We start from the raw sequence: 19,007 nt of genomic DNA on the forward strand, positions 1-19,007 counted from the left end.
GTGGAACAGGGCCTGCGTAACTATCTGACGGTCACCGCAGGCTACTGGGCCTTCACCGTCACCGATGGTGCCATCCGTATGTTGGTGGTGCTCTACTTCCACCAGCTCGGTTACTCGCCGCTTGAAGTGGCGATGCTGTTCCTCTTCTATGAGTTCTTCGGCATCGTCACCAATCTGGTTGGTGGCTGGCTCGGTGCGCGTATCGGTCTCAATCTCACCATGCATATCGGTATGGGAATGCAGGTGGTAGCGTTGGCGCTGCTCACCGTGCCCGATGTATGGCTCTCGGTCCCCTATGTGATGGCCGCTCAGGCGCTCTCCGGTATCGCCAAGGATCTCAACAAGATGTCCGCCAAGGCATCGGTCAAGGTTATGACCGACGGGGGAGGGGAGCAGAGCCTGTTCAGATGGGTGGCGGTACTGACCGGCTCGAAAAATGCGCTCAAGGGGGGCGGCTTCTTTGTTGGGGCGGTGCTGCTGGAGTGGCTCGGTTTTCGTGGTGCACTGACGCTTCTCGCTGCAATGCTGTTGGTGGTGCTGATCATCACCGCAATGCTACTGCCGAGTGGTGTCGGCAAGATGAGGTCGAAACCAAAATTCAGCCAGGTCTTCTCGAGGGTCGTGGCAATCAACTGGCTCTCGGCGGCACGTTTCTTCCTCTTCGGTTCGCGTGATATCTGGTTTGTTGTGGCGTTGCCGCTGTTTCTCTTTGAAGTGCTCGGCTGGTCCTTTACCCGGATTGGCACCTTTATGGCGCTCTGGGTGATCGGCTATGGCGTCGTACAGGCCTCTGCACCCAGACTGATTCGACAGAGTCACCACGGACGTGGTCCCGATGGAGGCACCGCACGTCTGCTGGCCTTTGCCCTGGCGATCTTCCCGGCTGCGATTGCGTTGGGACTGATCTATGGTCTGCCTGCCGAGCCGGTTATTGTTGGTGGTTTGATTCTGTTCGGAGTGCTCTTCGCGCTCAACTCGGCGGTGCACTCCTATCTGATTCTGGCCTACTCAGACCACGATAAGGTGGCGATGAATGTTGGCTTCTACTATATGGCTAATGCCGGGGGGCGATTGATCGGTACTGTGCTCTCTGGTTGGCTCTATCAAACACAGGGACTGGAGGGGTGCCTCTGGTGGTCGAGTGGATTCGTCTTGCTGGCAGCGCTTATCTCGATTGGCCTGCCCGAAATAACTGCAAATAGTGAAAAGGTAAATGGATGAATAGATTAATGTCTAAGATGATGGCCGCTCTGCTGCTACTGATGAGTTCCATGAGTCACGCCGAGTATGCATTGGAGATACAGAAGGTCAGCGACAACGTCTACGCTATCGTCGGCGAACTCAGTCAACGTAATCCAGAGAACCTGGCCAATAACGCGACCTTCGGCGTGGTGGTCACCGATGAGGGTGTGTTGCTGGTTGATCCGGGGGTACCTATCAAGGGGCCGCACAGCTTGATCGTGCTATTCGTACCATTACCGACAAGTCGGTCAAGATTGTTATCAATAGTGGTGGGCAGGATCACCGTTGGCTGGGTAATAGCTACTTCAAGGAGCGTGGCGCACACATCATCGCCTCAGAGGCGGCGGTTGCCGATCACCGTGCGCGTACCAGTACCTACTTTAATATGCTCGATCAACTGGTGGGTGACAAACTTGAAGGCACCAGGAGTACTACGCCGACGAGACATTTACCGATAAAGTTACTCAAGTTTGGTGGCCTCGATTTTGAACTGGTCTACGCAGGCCCGGCCCACACCGTTGGTGATATCTTTGTCTGGATGCCCTCGCAACGGATTGTCTTCAGTGGCGATATCGTCTACACCGAACGCCTGCTAGGCCCTGGGCCAGCACAGGATACAGGCAGCTGGGTGGAGGTCTTCGAGGCCATGATGAGTTATGAGCCCGTACACATTATTCCCGGCCACGGCCATCTGGCGACACCCGCACAGGCGCGAGCCGATACCTACGACTATCTAACCTTTCTCCGTGGTGAGATCGCCAAGGTGATCGAAGAGGGTGGTGATATTTACGCAGCCGTAGAGATCGATCAGTCCCGTTTCAGTCATCTCAAGGTGTTTGATCTTATTGCGCGCCGAAATGCTCAAGGTGTTTTCGCACAGATGGAGTTTGAGTAGCGGTAAGGGAAATTGTCGTCATGTCCAAGGGAAGATCGGATAAAGGAACAGTAATGACTTGATTTTGTAGGAAAGCTGTAACACGCTATTCGAACAAGAAGGGCTGAATCAGGAAACCATAACAAGCCCAGGCGAAGGAAGTAGAAGAGAGATGGAGTTCGAAATCAGATGACATCAAATTACATTCCATTCGGATTTTCTTCCCGGTTCCCAGTTCCCAGGCGTTCACAAGTCTAACAACAGTGATGTATGCAATGATAAATGACTTGGGGTAAATAATAAAAATGAAATCAATAAATCAATCTGTTTCGCTGTTGTTATTTGGTTTTTTTATAATGGCTGCGATTTTTGTGATTGATGTTAATTTGCCTCTAGGTGTGGCGGGTGGGGTTCCATACGCCGCCGTTATTCTGATCGCACTCTGGTTTCGAAATAATAAATATGTGATTTTGTTTGCTTTTATATGTTCAATGCTAACTCTGGTTGGGTTCTATTTCTCACCTCAAGAGGGCGAGTTATGGAAGGTGGTTACAAATAGGGTGTTGGCGTTGTTTGTGATCTGGGTAACGGCGCTATTGGCTATTAAGTGGGCAGCCAGTCAAGAGCGGATGTTGAAAATAAAATATGAAGCTGAAATAGAAAATAAAAAAAAGGAAATATATCTTGCGACTATGCATAGCGCATTGCACGTGACTAATAATTTATTGAATCAATTAAAGCTTGTGGAGTTGGAAATATTAAATCATAGGGATTTTAACAAGGATGTTTATGCGATGTTTGATGGCATGATGTCAGAAACAGACTCTTTGATAAAAGAGCTTTCGTCGGTAAAAGAGATTGATCCTGATGTGATCAGGAAATCGGTGTATCCAAAGAATAATGCCTAGCAATAATGTCGGTATGGGTATTGTGTGGTTCCGCTTCACGCTAGCTTTCCCAGGTACTGGCAATCGTTGTACGTTGTCTTGATTATCAAGGTGTCTGGTTCTTGTGATGTGTTCCTGTTTGGCAGGGAGAGCGTCTGATTCAAGTGATGCCACTCGTATGGGTGATGCGTCGCCGTGCTGTGGTACTCTGATCTAAATAAATTAGGTCAGGATCAATGCTTAAAAGAATAATCGGGCTGCACCGGGTGATGAGCGAGCGAGAGTTTATGATCTCGCTGGTGGGTGCCTTTATCGGTACGGCTATCGCCTCGTTTGTCTCCAGTGTGATCCTTGAGGCCGATGATATGCCAATGATTCTCGCCTCGACTGGTGCCTCTGCAATTCTGCTCTTCTCCTTCCCCTTTAGCCCCGTTTCACAACCGTGGAATCTGGTCGGTGGTCATCTGGTCTCCGCCTTTGTTGGGATGAGTTGCTACTTTCTGGTCCCTAATGAGCTTCTGGCTGCCTCGCTCTCGATCCCGATGGCGATGCTCTTTATGCATCAGCTGCACTGCATGCATCCGCCGGGTGGCGCTACAGCGATCACGGCGGTGGTGGGTGGTGCGAGTGTACACTCGCTCGGTTACGCCTTCGTTATTATTCCTGTGTTTCTCAATGCGATTATTCTGCTCTCAATAGCGATGGCAATCGCCTCGCTGCGTGAGGAGAACCCGTTTGAGGTGAAAAACGAAACGGACGAAGAGCTGGAGATTATTGAGGAGTAGTCGCCTCAGCTCGCCGCTTTATTTTGCAGTAGCTGTGACGCAGGGTGTTGGAGCTGCTGATCGGGTCGATCCGTTTATCGCTGATTAGGTTGTTGTAGTTTCCATTCTCGCGCCCTTCAATCGCGTACCCTTTTATTCCAAGCTGGTTGCATGCCTGCCACCAGCCGTACTGTGAGCAGAGCACGTCGGGCGCCAGGCTGCTGTTAAAACGTGCCTCTGCATTCATTACTCCCTCATCAGTGGTGACCACCACCTCGTCATGCTCGGCGATACCAAAAACATTGGCGGTGTTGGGATGGATGTCGATCAGGGGCCTCGGCATGCTCTTTCTCAGCAGCGGTAGATTGCGCTGCTGGCTGTGACAGTATTGAACCGTTTTTGCCGAGGTGAGCAGCAGTGGGTAGTAGCTGTTTTTGGCCGGTTCCACGATGAACTCTGGCAACGGAGGGTAGCCGCTATCGAGAAACACCTGTGAGTAGAGTTCGATGCGTCGAGAGGGTGTGTTGAAACCCTGGTGACGATATTTCCGGTAGTGGGTTCTGAGTGGCAGCGGAATACCTCGTGGGGCTTCGCGTAGCGCCTCCAGAGTTACACCGCTCGGCTCGAGCTGGTGGCGTAGTGCCGCTTCGTGATCACCGTTGAAGAACTGTTCGCCGAGGCCGAGGTGCTTGGCCAGTTCGAAGACGATCCATTCATCGCTGCGCGAGTCGCCACGTGGTTCGACAACGGCAGGGCGGAGCTGAATATATGCCTCCGCCTGCTGTGAGATCTGAAAACCGGCGTTGAGTCCCTCACGCTCCCATGCAGAGCAGACTGGTAGCACGATGTCGGCATTGGCCGCGCTTGGATTCATAAAGAGGTCGCAGTGGACGTGGAAGTCGAGTTTGCGCAGCGCCGCGTCGGCGGCGTGGGGAGCCGGTTTGGTGAGTAGCGGGTTGGCACCGAAGCTGATCAGTGCCTTTACTGGATAGGGTGAGCCGTCGCTGATAGCGCTGTAGAGATCACGCGATGAGATCCAGCCCATGGTGCCAGGTCCCAGTGGTCGTTCGTCGAGTCCTAGTGTCTTCCCGCGCTGAGTCTCGGAGAGCAGCTCGTGGCCAAAAACATTGTTGAGCTGTGGGCGCTCAAACTGGGTGTTTCCTCCAGCGGCGTCAAGCGCGCCCGTCAGGGCGTAGAGCAGTGCCATGGCACGCCCGGTCTGGGTTGCCTGGGTGTTCTGTGCGGTGCCTGTCCAGGTGTAGTAGCTGAGCGGACCGTATTGATGAATCAGTTTGGCCGTTTCGTAGAGCTGTGTGGGCGATACGCCCGTCACCGTTTCAATCTCAGGGCCTGAGTATTCGCGGCAGGTTTCGCTATAGCGCTGGAAGGCGGTGCGGCAGTGGAGCTCGCCATGAATGGTTGCAATAGTGTGATTACCACTGAGGCCAATCCGGCCCTCGGGATCTCTATAGGTGGCGCTCTCGGTGTCGTAGAGCACTGGCCGATCCAGGGTGCTGTTCCAGGCGACATAGCTTTCGGCCGAGCCACCTGCGATCAGGTCCGCTTCGGTCGCTGACCGCCATGGATAGCGAAGCGAAGGCGGTTAGTCCGCGATAGTCGACGCCGTCTGCCTATTCGTAGTTGAGAGCGCGAGCGAACGACGAGAAGATGCAGCAGCGGCTTTATGTCGGCGTAGAGTCACTGAGGGAGTGTGTAGAGCCGCGAAGAGGTGATTACGCAACGAACGCAGGACGGTCGAGCGCCGCAGGCATAAACGGTCGCGTTAAGTATTTGCCGCTTGCTTGGGCTTGATGCCCAAAACATGCTTCCGCAAAAATAGCGACTCCCCGACAGAAAACGGTCGTTATCATCACGGATCAGAAAGGGGCCGTTGCTCCAGTCGCGGATAAACTCACGATCAAACCAGCCGTTCTCGATCAGCATGCTGGCCAGTGCCATTGCCAGAATGCCGTCGCTGCCAGGGCGAACCCGCAGCCACTGATCGGCACCCTTGCCAAATCCAGCACTGCGTGGATCGACCACAATCAGTTTGGTGCCGTTCTTTCGTGCGGTTTTTATCGCCCGTGCCTGGGCAAGCCAGCTAGTGGAGGGGTTAAATCCCCACAACAGGATGCAGCCGCTCAGTTCGTAGTCGGGCATGCCAAGTGGTGTGCCGAAGGTGTGCTGCGGCATAAAGTCCTTATGCCAGTTGCAGTTCTCGGTGGCAAAGACGGTATTGGGTGAGCCGAAGGCGTGGGCGAGGCGGTTAACCCAGGGAAAGCTATCAGCGATGGCAGTACCGCTGGGTGTCGTCACTGAGAAGGCGACCGACTCCGGACCATCGGCTGCGGCCTGTGCGTTAACGCGGCTTGAGATCTCTGTCAGCGCCTCATCCCAGGAGATCGCTTCCCAGTTGGGATTGTCATCCCCTTTAGGGGTGGTGCGTCGCAACGGGCTTGTGAGGCGCTCAGAGCTGTAGACCAGGTCGGGTGCGGCCATTGCCTTGATGCAGATTGCGCTACCAGTTGGATGGGCAGGATCGGGCTCGACCGCCGTTAGGCGACCATCCTCCACGATCGATGTACAGCCACAGTGCGATATACAGAGTGCACAGTAGCCGGGAACTCTCTCTTCCATGCTGCGCTATTTTTCCCGTTCTAATAAGAGAAGATTCTTACACCTGCCACCATATTTGTGACCGCCACTGAATGGGTAGTCAGTAGGAGGTAGGAATGGATTGATGCCCGAAAATAGTGCAACGTCTTGATTTTATGGGGCGTGTGTAAGACTCTAGCCAGAAACGCCAAGAGGGCGGTTTCTTACCACTCCAGCAGCAGGAAGCTAAATGCAGATGGATATCTCTTCTCAAAACGGTCAGCCGTCTTCCTCGTGCTCTGGGACTGGCGGTGTGGCTATTTCAGGATTTCCAGTTATCGATTCATACAACTGCGAATGGTCGCAGCCGGAGCAGTGGGGTTTCTGGTGTGTGACGGAGAGCCGTTGTGGCAAATAGTTTAATCAGTATTAACGCCGAGCAGCTGGTGGAGCATGAGCTGCTCCGTGGTGAGAGCCCGGCCGCTGTTGAGTGGCTGCTCGATAGTATGGAGGAGCGTCGTCTGCAGTCGGGAGATGTCCTGCTTGAGACAGGCGAGGAGAATAAACGCTTCTATCTCATCTTCGAGGGGAGTGTGCGCGTTGAGCTGGAGGTTGAGGGGAAGATCGCCATCACTGAGCTGACAGCCGGAGGCTGTGTGGGTGAGCTCTCAGTGCTTGATGAGAAGGGTAGCGCGGCCCATGTGGTCGCCGATCAACCCACCATGCTGATGGCGATCAAGCGAGAAGATGTCTGGCGTCTGATCAATCGCTCGCACATCTTTGCCCGTAACCTGCTGCATACGCTCTCATCAAGGGTGCGTAACGACAACGACAGCCTGGGAGAATCGCTACTACTCCAGCGTCGCTGTGAGGAGAGTTCTCGCATCGACTTCTTGACTGGGCTTTTCAATCGACGTTGGCTCGATGAGATGTTGCCGCGTCTGGTCGAACGTTCAATGACTGGCAACAGTTCAATGGGGCTGATGTTGCTCGACATCGACCACTTTAAGAACTACAACGACAGCTACGGCCATCTTGCCGGGGATGAGGCGCTACGAATGGTCGCAGCAACCATCATCAATCACATTCGTCCCACCGACTCAGCAGTGCGATACGGCGGTGAAGAGTTTCTGGTGTTGCTACCAGAGACGGGTAAGGATGATGCAGTCGCCGGTGCCGAACGAATCCGTCAAGCGATTGGTGAGCTATCGATCAAGGGAGAGGATGGCAATCGACTGCCCGGAATTAGTATCTCTATTGGAGTGACCACCACTAACGGAGGTGGTCAGGACAGAGAGGGTATCGCCATTGCCGACAGGGCGCTCTACCAGGCCAAGTCGAGTGGGCGTGATCGAGTCGTGTTTTACAATAAATGAGAGTGAAGTATGGATTTGTATGAGTTGCCGTTTGCAAAAATTATTATTCTTCAGGATGACATTGCTGAAGTAATGATTAATGACGGTGTAGAGATAGATATGGATATGGTGCATCAATACCATGAGTTTTTGCTGTCGCACCTAAAGGCACCTTTTTCACTGCTGATTAACAAGATCAACTCATATACCTACGATTTCCAGGCTCAATTGGAGATAGCGACAATTAAAGAGATCAATGTGATGGCTGTTGTGGCTTATAGCCGAGTTACAAAGGTCGCTACAGAAACCCTGGCATCCTATCCGCGTAATGATGAGTGGAAGTTAAAGATATTTTCCGGACGAGATGAGGCGCTCTGTTGGTTGGTCGATGAGCAGAGTCGTCTAACAAATTAGATCGGGATGGACGGTATATGCCAACCAAACAATCGGAAATAGTCTGATCGTGAAAGGGTGTAATCAGTGCGGTAAGTGCTGCATTAACTACAGTAATGGTGGTCTCTCTGCTTCAGAAGATGAGATCGAATTCTGGTCCGAGTTCAGGCCTGACATCTATCGATATGTTCGTGATGGGGCTATCTGGGTAAACCCCGATACGGGCGAGCAGCTGACTCTCTGTCCCTGGCTCAATAAGCTGCCTAATCAGAACAAATATAGCTGCGACATCTATGAGGCCCGCCCTGATGATTGCAAGTACTACCCGGTGACTATCGAACAGATGGTCAAGGATGAGTGTGAAATGTTAGAGCCGCATGACATTGCGCGACCACGACAGGGGCAGAGGGCGTTGGATAGAGTTATGGCGGATAGCAGACCCGCTTGTAAGTAAGGCAGGTAGGGTCGAAGCCGTCTGGTTTAATAGTTGTTTCTATTTGGCGTGTCGTTGGGTCTCCCCAGCCGCTGACGTTTCTATAAATTCGTTTTAGTACTGATATCAGATTTCCTGATCAGCAAGCAATTCGACAATAATTGGGTCGAAGTACAGACTCGTCGGTAACTCTGCAAACCCGCAACCCTGCCTCAATAGACTTTACATTGACCCAGAATATTAATGATTAACTCTAACGGAAAATCGATGCATAATCGGTTGGTTTGTTTTTTGTTAAGAAAATAATTTGGCGTAGGATCTAACTAAATCGTGAGTAGATAAATAACCGTAAAGTGAAACCACATGTTATTAGGATAAGCTATGTCAACAGAAGAAAATAAGGCTCTGGCTCGCCGTTTCCGTGAAACAATGGATGAAGGGCATGGGGCTGGAATGGAGGAGTTTGTTGCGCCACAGGTGGTAATGAATTTTCCTGGGGTACCTCCACTAAGTCGTGATCAGGTAAAAGAGTTGGTTGTCGCATTCTATTCTGCCTTCCCCGATCTCCGCCAAATATTTAATGATCAGATAGCTGAAGGAGAGAAGGTTGTGAGCCGTGTTAGCTTCTGTGGTACTCACAAAGGTGATTTCCAGGGCGTTCCCCCAACTGGCAAGAAGGTAGAGTTTGAAGCTGTCCTCATTGACCGCTTTGAGGACGGGAAAATTGTAGAGCACTGGTCTAGTCTCGATATGTTCGGTTTGATGCAACAGCTTGGAGCTATTCCTGCCGCGGAGTAGCAATCAGTGGGGGGGGCAATGAGGTGTCCCCGATAGATCTGGCAACAACTTATAACGCTATTCATGAGTTAGCGCTGCTTGGGTATCCCCAACCGCTGGCGTCTCTCCCAAAGTGTTTTACGACTGATACCCAACTGCTTGGACAGATCGGTCTCGGTCATTTTTCCCTCGTGGCTCTGCACGAACTGGATGAAGTAGTCGTCGAGGGAGAGGTCATCTGCCTTGGTGGTCTGTGGTTTCTGAGTGCCGCTATTGCCCAGGCCTAGTGCCTCTGCGTTGATCTCCTCGCCATCTGCGAGAATCACAGCGCGTTCGATGGCGTTCTCCATCTCTCTCACGTTGCCGGGCCACTGGTAACCGTTCATTGCATCGAGAGCATCGCTGGTCATCTGCATTTGTGGTCGGTTGAGACGTTGGCAGCTCTTCTCCAGCAGTCGGGTAGCGAGTTCGTTGATATCGCTGCTGCGTTCTCGTAGCGCCGGTAGTTCGATCTCCATTACATGCAGACGGAAGTAGAGGTCACTTCTGAAATTGCCGTCATCCACCTGCTGCTGCAGATCCCTATGTGTTGCAGCGATCAGGCGTACATCGACGTTGCGCGACTGGGTCGCACCGACCCGACGAATCTCACCCTCCTGCAGAACACGCAGTAGTCTGGCCTGGGCTTCCATCGGCAGCTCACCGATCTCATCAAGGAACAGGGTGCCACCGTTGGCCGCTTCAACCAGCCCGTGGTGGGTATCGGTTGCGCCAGTGAAGGCCCCTTTTTCATGACCGAAGAGTTCTGATTCGATCAGGTTCTCGGGTATGGCGGCACAGTTAACGGTGATGATCGGTGCTTCGCTACGAGTGCTGTTCTCGTGTACGGCGCGTGCGACCAGCTCCTTGCCGGTGCCCGACTCACCGAGTACCAGTACGGTGGTGTCGGTGGGGGAGACGCGCTTGATGCGTTCAAACACCCCCTGCATCGCCTCACAGCTGCCGATCATGCCGCCGACGGGATAGCAGTGGGAGAGGTCGCTTTTCAGTGCCGCATTCTGGCGTTTCAGGGTGCGCTGCTTCAGTACCCGCTCGATGGTGAGTAGCAGCTCGTCGTGATCAAAGGGTTTGGCGATGTAATCGACCGCACCGAGCTTCATCGCCTCGACCGCTGAACGCACGCTGGCGTAACTGGTCATGATCACCACCGGTACGTTCTCGACCATACCGAGCACATCAGTACCGGGGGCACCTGGCAGTCGCAGGTCGGAGATGATTAGATCGAAATCGTTAAGGGTGTTGTTAGCCGTCGCCTCATCGATTGAGCTGGCGTCACTGACCTTGTAGTCGTGGCGTTCCAGCAACCGATTGAGTGATTGGCGAATCAGTACCTCATCTTCGATGACCAGGATCTGATACATGGTTACTCCTGTGGTTCGTGATCGGCTGATGGGCGCTCAACGCGCGGTAGGCGAATGGTAAAGAGACTACCGCTGCTGTTGCTCTTGCTGAGAGTAATGGTGCCGGAGTGCTCCTGCACGATGCTGTAGACCAGCGGTAGACCCAGGCCAGTCCCTTCGCCCGGTTGCTTGGTGGTGAAGAAGGGCTCGAAAATCTTCTCTGCCAGCTCGTCGGGGATGCCGTGACCCTGGTCGCTCAGCTCGATAACGATGTAACTGCCATCGATCTGGTAGTCGATGCTAATGGTGTCGCCCGGCTGCGAGGCGTCGCAGGCGTTACTAAGCAGATTGACGAAGACCTGGGTGATGCGCTGGCGGTCACCGTTGATGGTCAGGGCGCGCTGGCAGTGGTTGTTATAGTGGAGCTGCTTGCCCTCGTGGCTGAGCTGTACCAGTCGCACCGCCTCTTCAATGGCGTCACAGAGCTCAATATCGGTGGCGACAAAATCATCCACTGTGCCGCCGTGGCTGAAGTTGACCAGCGATTGCACGATATTGGCGATACGCCCGGTCTGCTGCAGGATCAGCTCCAACCCCTCGCGCTGAAATTCGTGATCATCAATGTCGTGCATCATGTTCTGGCTGAGGCTGGCGATACCGGTGACCGGATTGCCGATCTCGTGTGCCACACCGGCAGCGAGACGACCGATCGAGGCGAGCCGTTCGCTGTGGACCAGTTCCCCCTCGAGCTGATGAATCTCGGTTAGATCCTCGAGCAGAATAACGGTGCCACCGCTGCCGCTCTCCTTGTGCAGGCCCGGATCATCGATGGCCGCCTTGTGCAGATTGAACAGGCGCGGCTGGCCATCAATCCTCAGCTTCACCTTACGCAGCTGTGGCTCGGGGTTCTGCAGGAAGGTCTCAAATAATCCCGACCAAGGTTCCGGTAGTGACAGCAGCGATTCGCCGACCAGTCCCGAGGAGGAGAGACCGGAGAGCTTGCTCATCTCTATGTTCCAGTTGATCACGCTCATGTCGGGACCGATTGAACAGACCCCGAGCGGTAGATCCTGCAGTACCTGCCGGTGGTAACGGCGCAGTCCATCGAGTTCGGCGGCAAGCCCCTGCAGCTTCATCTTCGACTCGCCCAGCTGCTCCTCGATGAACTGCACACTATCGGCCAACGTCGTGCGGGTGTGGGGCTCCATCTGCAGTTGGTCATCGACAATCATGCGTGCCAGCAGTGGGCCGACCAGACCGGAGAGGTTGCGCTCAATGCGCTCACGCAGGCGGCGCAGATCAGCACGGTGTAGCTCGGAGTGGATCAGGCCCAGGTCGGTGAGGGCACGGTCGACCTCATGTTTGGCCATCTCCGCGCCGGTGATACGGGCCAGCTGCTGCTCAACCTCTTTGACCGAGTCGGCCAGCAGCACACCAGTGGGCGGTGCGAGGCTCTTCTTGCAGCAAGCCTGAGCCGCCTCGCGCTCTTTGGCGCTGGAGCGGGTGATGAGTGAGACGAAGACAAACAGCCCGGTATTGATGGTCAGTGACCAGAAGGTGGGACCGCTCCAGGGGTCGCTGCCGGGTTGTGGCAGGGTGAAGCCACCGGAGGATTCGAGCAGTCCAGAGCGCTCCAGTAGCGGCAGCAGCAGGGTGTAGGCCCAGATCAGGCCGCCGCCGAGCAGACCGGCGATAAAGCCATCACGGGTGGCGCGACGCCAGTAGAAGAGGCCGACGATGCCGGGAAGGAACTGCGCCACGGCGATAAAGGAGATCAAGCCGAGCTGCACCAGCCCCTGATTGCGTTCTAGCAACAGGTAGAAACCGAAACCCGTAAGGATGATGGCGGCGATCAGGAAACGACGCCCCCACAGCAGCCAGCGGTAGATATCCATGTTGGGTGAGAGACGCGGCGGGAAACTGGCGGGTAGCACCAGGTGGTTCATACACATCGCTGCCAGCGCCAGGGTGGTGACGATGATCATCGCGCTGGCCGCGGAGACACCACCGATGAAGGCGAGGATGGGTAGAAACTTGCTGCCGCTCTCGAGGGTGATCGCCAACACGTAGAAGTCGGCCGAGCTGTCGGGGCTGGTCTGTAGTCCCGCCCAGAGGATCGGTGGAATGGCAAGGTTAAGAAGCAGTAGAAAGAGCGGGAAGCCCCAGCTGGCGCTACAGAGTGTGCGTGGCTCGATGTTCTCGGTGAAGATCATGTGAAACTGGCGCGGCAGCAGGAAGGCGGCGGCGAAGGAGAGCAGCAACAGTGTTCCCCAAGGCCCTTCACGAACCGGAGCGTAGAGCGATTCGAGCGCCTGTGGATTGCGATTCAGCCACTGCTGCATCCCTTCGAAACCGTCGAAGACGCCGAAGATGGCAAACAGTCCGACTGCCAGCAGCGCAGTCAGCTTGATCAGCGATTCGAAAGCGATCGCCACCACCAGCCCCTCGTGTTTCTCGCGTGAGGAGAAGTGGCGTGCGCCGAACAGCACGGCGAAGAGGATCATGGTGGCGCAGAAGATCGGGGCGATCAGTACCGGCGTCGATTCATTGCTCAAGACCTGTAGCGACTCGGTGACAGCACGTACCTGCAGGGCGATGTAGGGGAGGGTGCCGGTGAGCATGAAGAGGGTGACCAGCACTCCGGCGAGCTGACTCTGGTAGCGAAAGGCGAACAGATCGGCCAGCGAGGTGAGCTGGTATTCGCGACAGAGGTTGAGGATCGGTCGCAGTAGGATCGGGGTGAGCAGAAAGGCGAGGGTGACACCGATATAGATGGTGAGAAAGTTATAGCCCTGCTGGTGGGCAAAGCCGACGCTGCCGTAGAAGCTCCACGAGGTAGCGTAGACACCGAGCGAGAGGATGTAGGTGAGCGGATGCTTGGCGATGCGACTCGGCAACCACCCCTGTTCGGCGCTGTAGGCAATGACGAACAGGATAAACAGGTAGGCGACAATCAGCAGAAAGAGCTGCCACAGCTCAAAGGTCATCGCGTCTCATCCTGCGTTGCAGACGGTAGGCGAAAAAAATGATCGCCAGCCAGATCAGATAGGGGACGTACCAGGGGTTGTCGTCAGCCGCCCAGATATCACGCAGTGGCGAGATGAGCAGAAAGAGGACGAAGAGAAAGATGATGACGACACGGTCGATCGTCTGCTCATTTTCGGGGGGGCTATCCATGGCGCTAGCTTATCAGGAGTTGTTACTTAACGTAACACTTCGGCGAGCGGTTTTATGATCCCATTGGCTGCTAATATGTGAGGAAATATCCACCGACATCCTGCAGGGCGAGAGGCATGCAACAGCTAGAGACGCAGCTCAAAGAGATCGACCAACGTGGCTACAAGGCCTACAAGTCGTTGCAGGGATGTTACTCCTTTCCCCGTTACCAGCTATTCATTGACCATGTGCAGGGCGACCCCTTCGCCGAACCGTCACGCTGTCGCATCCTGATTGAAGCAGATGAGATGTCGCTCCCCGCCGGACTCTTTAGTAATGCCATCCGTACGATTGCTCTGGAGGACTATCTGGGGCGTCATTTTGCTGAAGCGATAAAAGACCATGTGAAGGGACATCGTGGCTCGGGACGTAGCGGTGAGGTCGCCATCGCCTCTTACGGGCAACAGGTGCTGCAGCGGAATGCGGTGCTGGTGAGAGCGGGGAGCGTAGAGGTCAGGTTCCAGCTGGCACTGCCTGCCGATGCTCGTCGCGTGAACGGACGCGAGGCGCAGGTGATGCTCTTCGAGGAGCTGCCAAAGGTCGTCGAGACTGGACTCTTCTCACTGCTTGGTAGGCTTGAGATTGTTGAGCAGCATGTCGATAGCGTCGAGGATCAGCAGGCGTTACGAGATCAACTTGTCGAGAAGGGGTTGGTTGCCTTTGTTGCCGAAGGTTCGAGGTTGCCGCGTGCTACAGGTGTCGATGACCGTCCGCTTGAGGAGGCGGTGCTGTTTGAGGCGCCCGATTCGATGCGCGTGGCACTCTCACGTCCCCACGGAGCCGATATCGTGGGTATGGGCATTGCTGAGGGGGTAACGCTGATCGTTGGCGGTGGCTTCCACGGTAAATCGACCCTGCTGCATGCGATTGAGCGCGGTGTCTATAACCATATTCCCGGTGACGGTCGCGAGCGGGTAGTGAGCCGTGCCGATGCGGTAAAGGTGCGTGCCGAGGATGGACGGGCGATCACCGGTGTCGATATCTCCCCCTTCATCAACAACCTGCCGCAGGGCAAGGATACGGCGCGTTTCACCACCGCCAATGGTAGCGGCAGTACTTCTCAGGCGGCAGCGATTATGGAGGCGTTGGCTACCGACTGTTCAACACTGCTGATCGATGAGGACACCTCCGCCACTAACTTCATGATTCGTGATCGGCGCATGCAGGCGCTGGTCGCCAAGGAGCGTGAACCGATCACGCCACTGGTGCAGCGTATTCGAGATCTCTATCAGCAGAATGGCGTCTCGGTGGTGCTGGTGATGGGCGGCTCGGGTGACTTTTTCAGTGTCGCTGATCGCGTCATCATGATGGATAACTATCGGGTGCGTGATGTCACCGGCGATGCCAGGGCGCTGGCGGTGGAGATGGTCGAAACCGAAGGTGAGGTACTACCAATCAAACAACGCTCACCACGAATCACTACACGAGCGTCACTGTCGCCGCACAATCGACAGGGACGCGAGAAGATTCAGCCCTATGGTGTGCGGAGTCTGCGCTATGGCGAAGAGGAGATCGACCTGACTCGTGTCGAACAGCTAGTCGATAACGGACAACTACGTGCCATCGGTTATCTGTTGAGTTACTGCGAGCAGCAGCTGGTTGGCGAGCAGCTCGATCTCAATGAGATGTTAGATAAAGCCCTGAATACGATTAAGCAACAGGGGCTCGATGCATTGACGCCCTATATCATCGGAACACTGGCACTGCCACGATTACAGGAGTTGGCGGCAACGGTTAACCGCATGCGTCGATTGGAGTTGGTAACTTGAGGTGATAGACAACAAAACCGTAGCCCGGATGGAGCAAAGCGCAATCCGGGGAAGTTAATTCGGAGGATGACTATTACTTTGCGGTTAAAAAGTTTATGTCTGCACGAATTCCCGGATTGCGCTTTGCTTCATCCGGGCTACATGAATCGGTAATGGGGAGGGTGTGATGGCGATGTGGCGTGAGTTGAAAGGTTTGGTAGCTGTTGTCTTGATGATGGTGCTGGCGGGTTGCAGTTCAGTGCAGGTCGGACGCGATTTTAATCTGGGTAGTTTTGAGGACCGGGTGAAGCAGGGTGAGACGACCCAGGCCGATATCCGTGCCTGGCTGGGTGAGCCACGCAGTAGTGGTATTGCACTGGAGGCCGATGGAGAACGGTTGATCGAGTGGCTCTACTTCTACGGCAAGGGTCAGCTCTCCGATATGGATCGAGCCAACCTCAAGGTGCTGCAGGTGCGCTTTGCTCCGAACGGTACGGTGCGTAGCTATAACTGGTCGGGCGAGCGTTAGGCAAACATCTTCTGCCACCAGGTGGTGGCATGGCGACGTTGAGATCGCAGGGTTTGATCCTGGAGAGAATCCAGCCCGGCAGCGGCGGATTGTCGCTAAAGCCGCAGGAGACGCCGAGGTTGTGGGGGTCGAAGATTTTCACGTAGCTGGGCTTCTCAAGATCATCGGCATAGACGATGGCGCAGTAACTCTCCTGATGGTCCTTACGCAGCAGCGTATCGATTTCGGTAATGAACTCTATGAGCTTATCAGCACTGACGGTCTGCTCGGGTGGCGCTTCACCGACCGCGTAGATGTACCAGCTGTCGTCGGCCACGGCACGTAGCTGTGCCCAAAAGGCGTCGAGCTGCTCCCACTTCATGGTGCTCTTGAAGTTGCCCTTAAAGGCGGTGACAAACGCTGACCGCCATGGATAGCGAAGCGAAGGCGGTTAGTCCGCGATAGTCGACGCCGTCTGCCTATTCGTAGTTGAGAGCGCGAGCGAACGACGAAGAAGATGCAGCAGCGGCTTTATGTCGGCGTAGAGTCACTGAGGAGTTGTGTAGAGCCGCGAAGAGGTGATTACGCAACGAACGCAGGACGGTCGGGGCGCCGTAGGCATAAACGGTCGCGTGAAGTTTTTGCTGTTTGCTTGGGCTTGATGCCCAAAACAAACTTTCGCAAAATAGCGACTCCCGGGGCGTGACTTAGATCCATGGGTAGTACCGGATAGTGCTTAGGGAGTGATCATCATAGCGCAAACGACGTGTGAAGTTGAGTGCGCTGCTCTGTTACAAATGGGGTAGGTTGTCTGCTCGAAATCGGGAATGCTACGGAAATCGTGAGCCGAAGAGATGTGAAGGTACACGAAGAAAATACGTTAAATCTTTCACAAACACTCTTTAGAAAGGTGGTTGTTCAGACCTGATCTGGCAGTCGGCGTAAGATTTACTCGTCTGTTGTGCGACCGTAGTGGACTTCAATGTAAATAGACTGCTATGTCCGCTACCAGCCTCATAGCAGACATGGCTCTGGTAGGAGAGAACATAAGGATGTGCTCGGTCACTGTGGTGTTGCTAAGGTCTATCGCCATCTCTAGATTCACATACTAAACACAACGTTTTGCTGCTAGAAAAGCAAGGCGACTCGAATATTGCCGTCTATTTTATGCGATAGCTTGTTCCGTCATATACTCATACCTATGAGATTGAGCGATGGTGTTTTGTTTTATTTTAGAGGATGAAGTGCGTTGATTATAAAGAACCTGGATAATTTGTTTCCCTTCGCTTTTAGGTAAGATTCCACCGCGATATTATGGGGTTTGTTTCCCAGTCTTCCAACTACAAAGATATCGACGTTCAATTCCTTGCAGCCAGATACATATTCAAGCTCATAGTAAGGGCGCACAATGTCGACGCAGCGTAAACCTCTCAGCATCTCCTCTCGTTGATCAAGTGGAATGACTGGTACATTGGGTTGTAAGAGTTCACTACACTATCGGATGCAACGCCAACGGCCACAACATCTCCTAATGTTCTGCAATACTCTAGCAAAGCAAGGTGTCCTACATGCAATAAATCAAATGTGCCTACTGTGTATATAACCATTGTATTATTTTACTCCGAAGTAAACTGATTTTCGTTGTGATGCTTTAATGATTTCGTTTCTTGCTATAAAAGTTTCCAGCTATAGATTCCTGTTATTCCTAAGTGTAAATAGCAAGGATATAGACATTGAGCGTGACTTCCTGACAGTTTTGGTTTTTGATTTGAGAGACATTTAAAGCCGCGATCCCATGTACGCTGACATAAAGGATGACTGAAAAACTTCCCCACTAAAAATTGTCTCAAACAAAAATATGAAGACAAATAAGATGTTATTGTTGTCGAGGGCCATTCCTGTGTATTTGGAATCTCAATAGACCGATGTATTAAAATAGCTTAACCGAAAGCACTGGTCCAATAATTATTAAAGCGCCGAACAAAAATATGGCTCAGATCTTCCATAGCTCAGCAGAAGAATGGCCGGGTGACTCCATAGCTACGATGTCTATTAACGAATCAAGTTGCCCACCAAAATTCCGGTCATTACCAGTCCGTTCTGTTATTCTGCGAGCGATAAGTCCATCACCCCAGTCAAAAGCAACGGCCCAGATCATGCCAATCATTGCTGCGTAATAGACACCCAAAACAGTGAAGTAGATAGCTAACAGCGTGCAGACTAACCCTGCAAGAGAGCACAGATTAGGAAGGTCTTTTACAAAAGAAGAATGGTTGGCTGTAACTCTGAGATTCTATTCTATCGGTGGTCATTGTGTTCCTTATAAAATCATGTGAGATAAACTTTGTAGAGATAACGCCTTCAACTATTTGGCGTTGTAGATGCTATTCACTGGAATCGTCTAATCAATGTAATTCAAACCTGATACTTGGCATCACGTACGCAAAGCCCTGATAGGAGCTGATGAGCTTATGGTGCTCGATGGTATTCATGCATATATAAATCAATTACCCGGTAATGAACCAGATAACGGGAAAAATAGATATACAGACAGATGGAGGATAAGAGCTGAAGCAGAGGCAACGATCCATCTACAGAATCATCGTCCGCTTTCTTCATTCTATTCAGGCAGTTAAGTTAGCCCAGCAGGTTAAACTGGAGAAAAATTCCTAGAGTAGTTACTACGCTGCAGAATTTTATAAAGCTAGGTAAGGATTATCAGAGCTGCTGATTCTATCATGTCTAACACAATATATCGATCCAAGCCCTCACAGCGCACTCGCCATGGGGCAGTTAAGTATAAAAAGATCGGTGT

At 53.4% G+C, this 19,007-nt stretch carries 20 protein-coding genes; 10 read left to right on the forward strand and 10 right to left on the reverse strand.

Going from position 1 to position 19,007, the window contains the following annotated elements:
• From arsJ to HUE57_RS09850, 4 genes are all read left to right on the forward strand, one after another.
• Nucleotides 1-1,221, forward strand: a complete 1,221-nt coding sequence (gene arsJ / locus HUE57_RS09830) for an organoarsenical effux MFS transporter ArsJ (protein ID WP_078485059.1) — start codon at nt 1-3, stop codon at nt 1,219-1,221.
• Nucleotides 1,222-1,570: 349 nt separating this feature from the next.
• Nucleotides 1,571-2,137, forward strand: a complete 567-nt coding sequence (locus HUE57_RS09840) for an MBL fold metallo-hydrolase (protein ID WP_338140940.1) — start codon at nt 1,571-1,573, stop codon at nt 2,135-2,137.
• A 284-nt stretch (nt 2,138-2,421) separates the two neighbouring features.
• Complete coding sequence (locus HUE57_RS09845) at nt 2,422-3,024, forward strand: hypothetical protein (RefSeq protein ID WP_078485172.1); 603 nt, start codon at nt 2,422-2,424, stop codon at nt 3,022-3,024.
• A 215-nt stretch (nt 3,025-3,239) separates the two neighbouring features.
• On the forward strand, nt 3,240-3,788 hold the full coding sequence (locus HUE57_RS09850; RefSeq protein WP_078485171.1) for an HPP family protein: 549 nt from the start codon (nt 3,240-3,242) through the stop codon (nt 3,786-3,788).
• Here the strand turns inward: HUE57_RS09850 and HUE57_RS09855 are convergent.
• From HUE57_RS09855 to HUE57_RS09865, 3 genes are all read right to left on the reverse strand, one after another.
• Complete coding sequence (locus HUE57_RS09855) at nt 3,775-5,265, reverse strand: molybdopterin-containing oxidoreductase family protein (RefSeq protein ID WP_174673093.1); 1,491 nt, start codon at nt 5,263-5,265, stop codon at nt 3,775-3,777. The genes HUE57_RS09850 and HUE57_RS09855 overlap by 14 nt on opposite strands.
• A 105-nt stretch (nt 5,266-5,370) precedes the next feature.
• On the reverse strand, nt 5,371-5,508 hold the full coding sequence (locus HUE57_RS09860) for a hypothetical protein (RefSeq protein WP_174673094.1): 138 nt from the start codon (nt 5,506-5,508) through the stop codon (nt 5,371-5,373).
• Nucleotides 5,466-6,404 (reverse strand): molybdopterin-dependent oxidoreductase, encoded by a 939-nt coding sequence (locus HUE57_RS09865; RefSeq protein ID WP_174673095.1) that lies wholly within the window; start codon nt 6,402-6,404, stop codon nt 5,466-5,468. The genes HUE57_RS09860 and HUE57_RS09865 overlap by 43 nt, the downstream gene beginning before the upstream one ends.
• Nucleotides 6,405-6,769: 365 nt before the next feature.
• Between HUE57_RS09865 and HUE57_RS09870 the strand changes: the two genes are divergently transcribed.
• From HUE57_RS09870 to HUE57_RS09885, 4 genes are all read left to right on the forward strand, one after another.
• Entirely contained in the window at nt 6,770-7,738 is a 969-nt protein-coding gene (locus tag HUE57_RS09870; RefSeq protein ID WP_078485199.1) for a GGDEF domain-containing protein, read from the forward strand.
• Nucleotides 7,739-7,762: 24 nt separating this feature from the next.
• Complete coding sequence (locus HUE57_RS09875; RefSeq protein ID WP_236860569.1) at nt 7,763-8,131, forward strand: hypothetical protein; 369 nt, start codon at nt 7,763-7,765, stop codon at nt 8,129-8,131.
• 49 nt (nt 8,132-8,180) lie between these two features.
• Nucleotides 8,181-8,564 (forward strand): YkgJ family cysteine cluster protein, encoded by a 384-nt coding sequence (locus HUE57_RS09880; RefSeq protein ID WP_078485201.1) that lies wholly within the window; start codon nt 8,181-8,183, stop codon nt 8,562-8,564.
• Between the two features lie 360 nt (nt 8,565-8,924).
• Nucleotides 8,925-9,341: an ester cyclase gene (locus HUE57_RS09885; RefSeq protein ID WP_078484982.1), complete on the forward strand. Its 417-nt coding sequence runs from the start codon at nt 8,925-8,927 to the stop codon at nt 9,339-9,341.
• A 68-nt stretch (nt 9,342-9,409) separates the two neighbouring features.
• Here the strand turns inward: HUE57_RS09885 and HUE57_RS09890 are convergent, their stop codons facing one another.
• From HUE57_RS09890 to HUE57_RS09900, 3 genes are read right to left on the reverse strand one after another with little or no spacing between them, the layout of a single operon-like run.
• A complete protein-coding gene (locus tag HUE57_RS09890) occupies nt 9,410-10,741 on the reverse strand; it encodes a sigma-54-dependent transcriptional regulator (RefSeq protein WP_078484981.1) in 1,332 nt (443 codons plus the stop codon).
• 2 nt (nt 10,742-10,743) lie between these two features.
• The gene (locus tag HUE57_RS09895) at nt 10,744-13,707 is read right to left on the reverse strand and encodes a sensor histidine kinase (protein ID WP_078484980.1); all 2,964 of its coding nucleotides are present in this window, start codon (nt 13,705-13,707) and stop codon (nt 10,744-10,746) included.
• Nucleotides 13,697-13,897 carry a hypothetical protein gene (locus HUE57_RS09900; protein ID WP_078484979.1) on the reverse strand — a complete coding sequence of 67 codons (201 nt, stop codon included), beginning with the start codon at nt 13,895-13,897 and terminating at the stop codon, nt 13,697-13,699. The genes HUE57_RS09895 and HUE57_RS09900 overlap by 11 nt, the downstream gene beginning before the upstream one ends.
• Before the next feature lie 116 nt (nt 13,898-14,013).
• On the opposite strand from HUE57_RS09900, the gene HUE57_RS09905 reads away from it, so the two are divergent.
• A complete protein-coding gene (locus HUE57_RS09905) occupies nt 14,014-15,705 on the forward strand; it encodes an ABC-ATPase domain-containing protein (RefSeq protein ID WP_078484978.1) in 1,692 nt (563 codons plus the stop codon).
• A gap of 166 nt (nt 15,706-15,871) precedes the next feature.
• Complete coding sequence (locus tag HUE57_RS09910) at nt 15,872-16,213, forward strand: hypothetical protein (protein WP_078484977.1); 342 nt, start codon at nt 15,872-15,874, stop codon at nt 16,211-16,213.
• Here the strand turns inward: HUE57_RS09910 and HUE57_RS09915 are convergent.
• From HUE57_RS09915 to HUE57_RS19085, 4 genes are all read right to left on the reverse strand, one after another.
• Nucleotides 16,143-16,574: a hypothetical protein gene (locus HUE57_RS09915; protein WP_174673096.1), complete on the reverse strand. Its 432-nt coding sequence runs from the start codon at nt 16,572-16,574 to the stop codon at nt 16,143-16,145. The genes HUE57_RS09910 and HUE57_RS09915 overlap by 71 nt on opposite strands.
• 97 nt (nt 16,575-16,671) lie before the next feature.
• On the reverse strand, nt 16,672-16,866 hold the full coding sequence (locus tag HUE57_RS09920) for a hypothetical protein (protein WP_174673097.1): 195 nt from the start codon (nt 16,864-16,866) through the stop codon (nt 16,672-16,674).
• 756 nt (nt 16,867-17,622) lie between these two features.
• Nucleotides 17,623-17,799, reverse strand: a complete 177-nt coding sequence (locus HUE57_RS19955; RefSeq protein ID WP_320416232.1) for an adenylyltransferase/cytidyltransferase family protein — start codon at nt 17,797-17,799, stop codon at nt 17,623-17,625.
• 386 nt (nt 17,800-18,185) lie between these two features.
• On the reverse strand, nt 18,186-18,434 hold the full coding sequence (locus HUE57_RS19085; protein WP_320416291.1) for a CDP-alcohol phosphatidyltransferase family protein: 249 nt from the start codon (nt 18,432-18,434) through the stop codon (nt 18,186-18,188).
• Between the last annotated feature and the right edge of the window lie 573 nt (nt 18,435-19,007).

It is taken from the genome of Candidatus Reidiella endopervernicosa, from assembly GCF_013343005.1.
In the GTDB taxonomy this organism is placed as follows: domain Bacteria; phylum Pseudomonadota; class Gammaproteobacteria.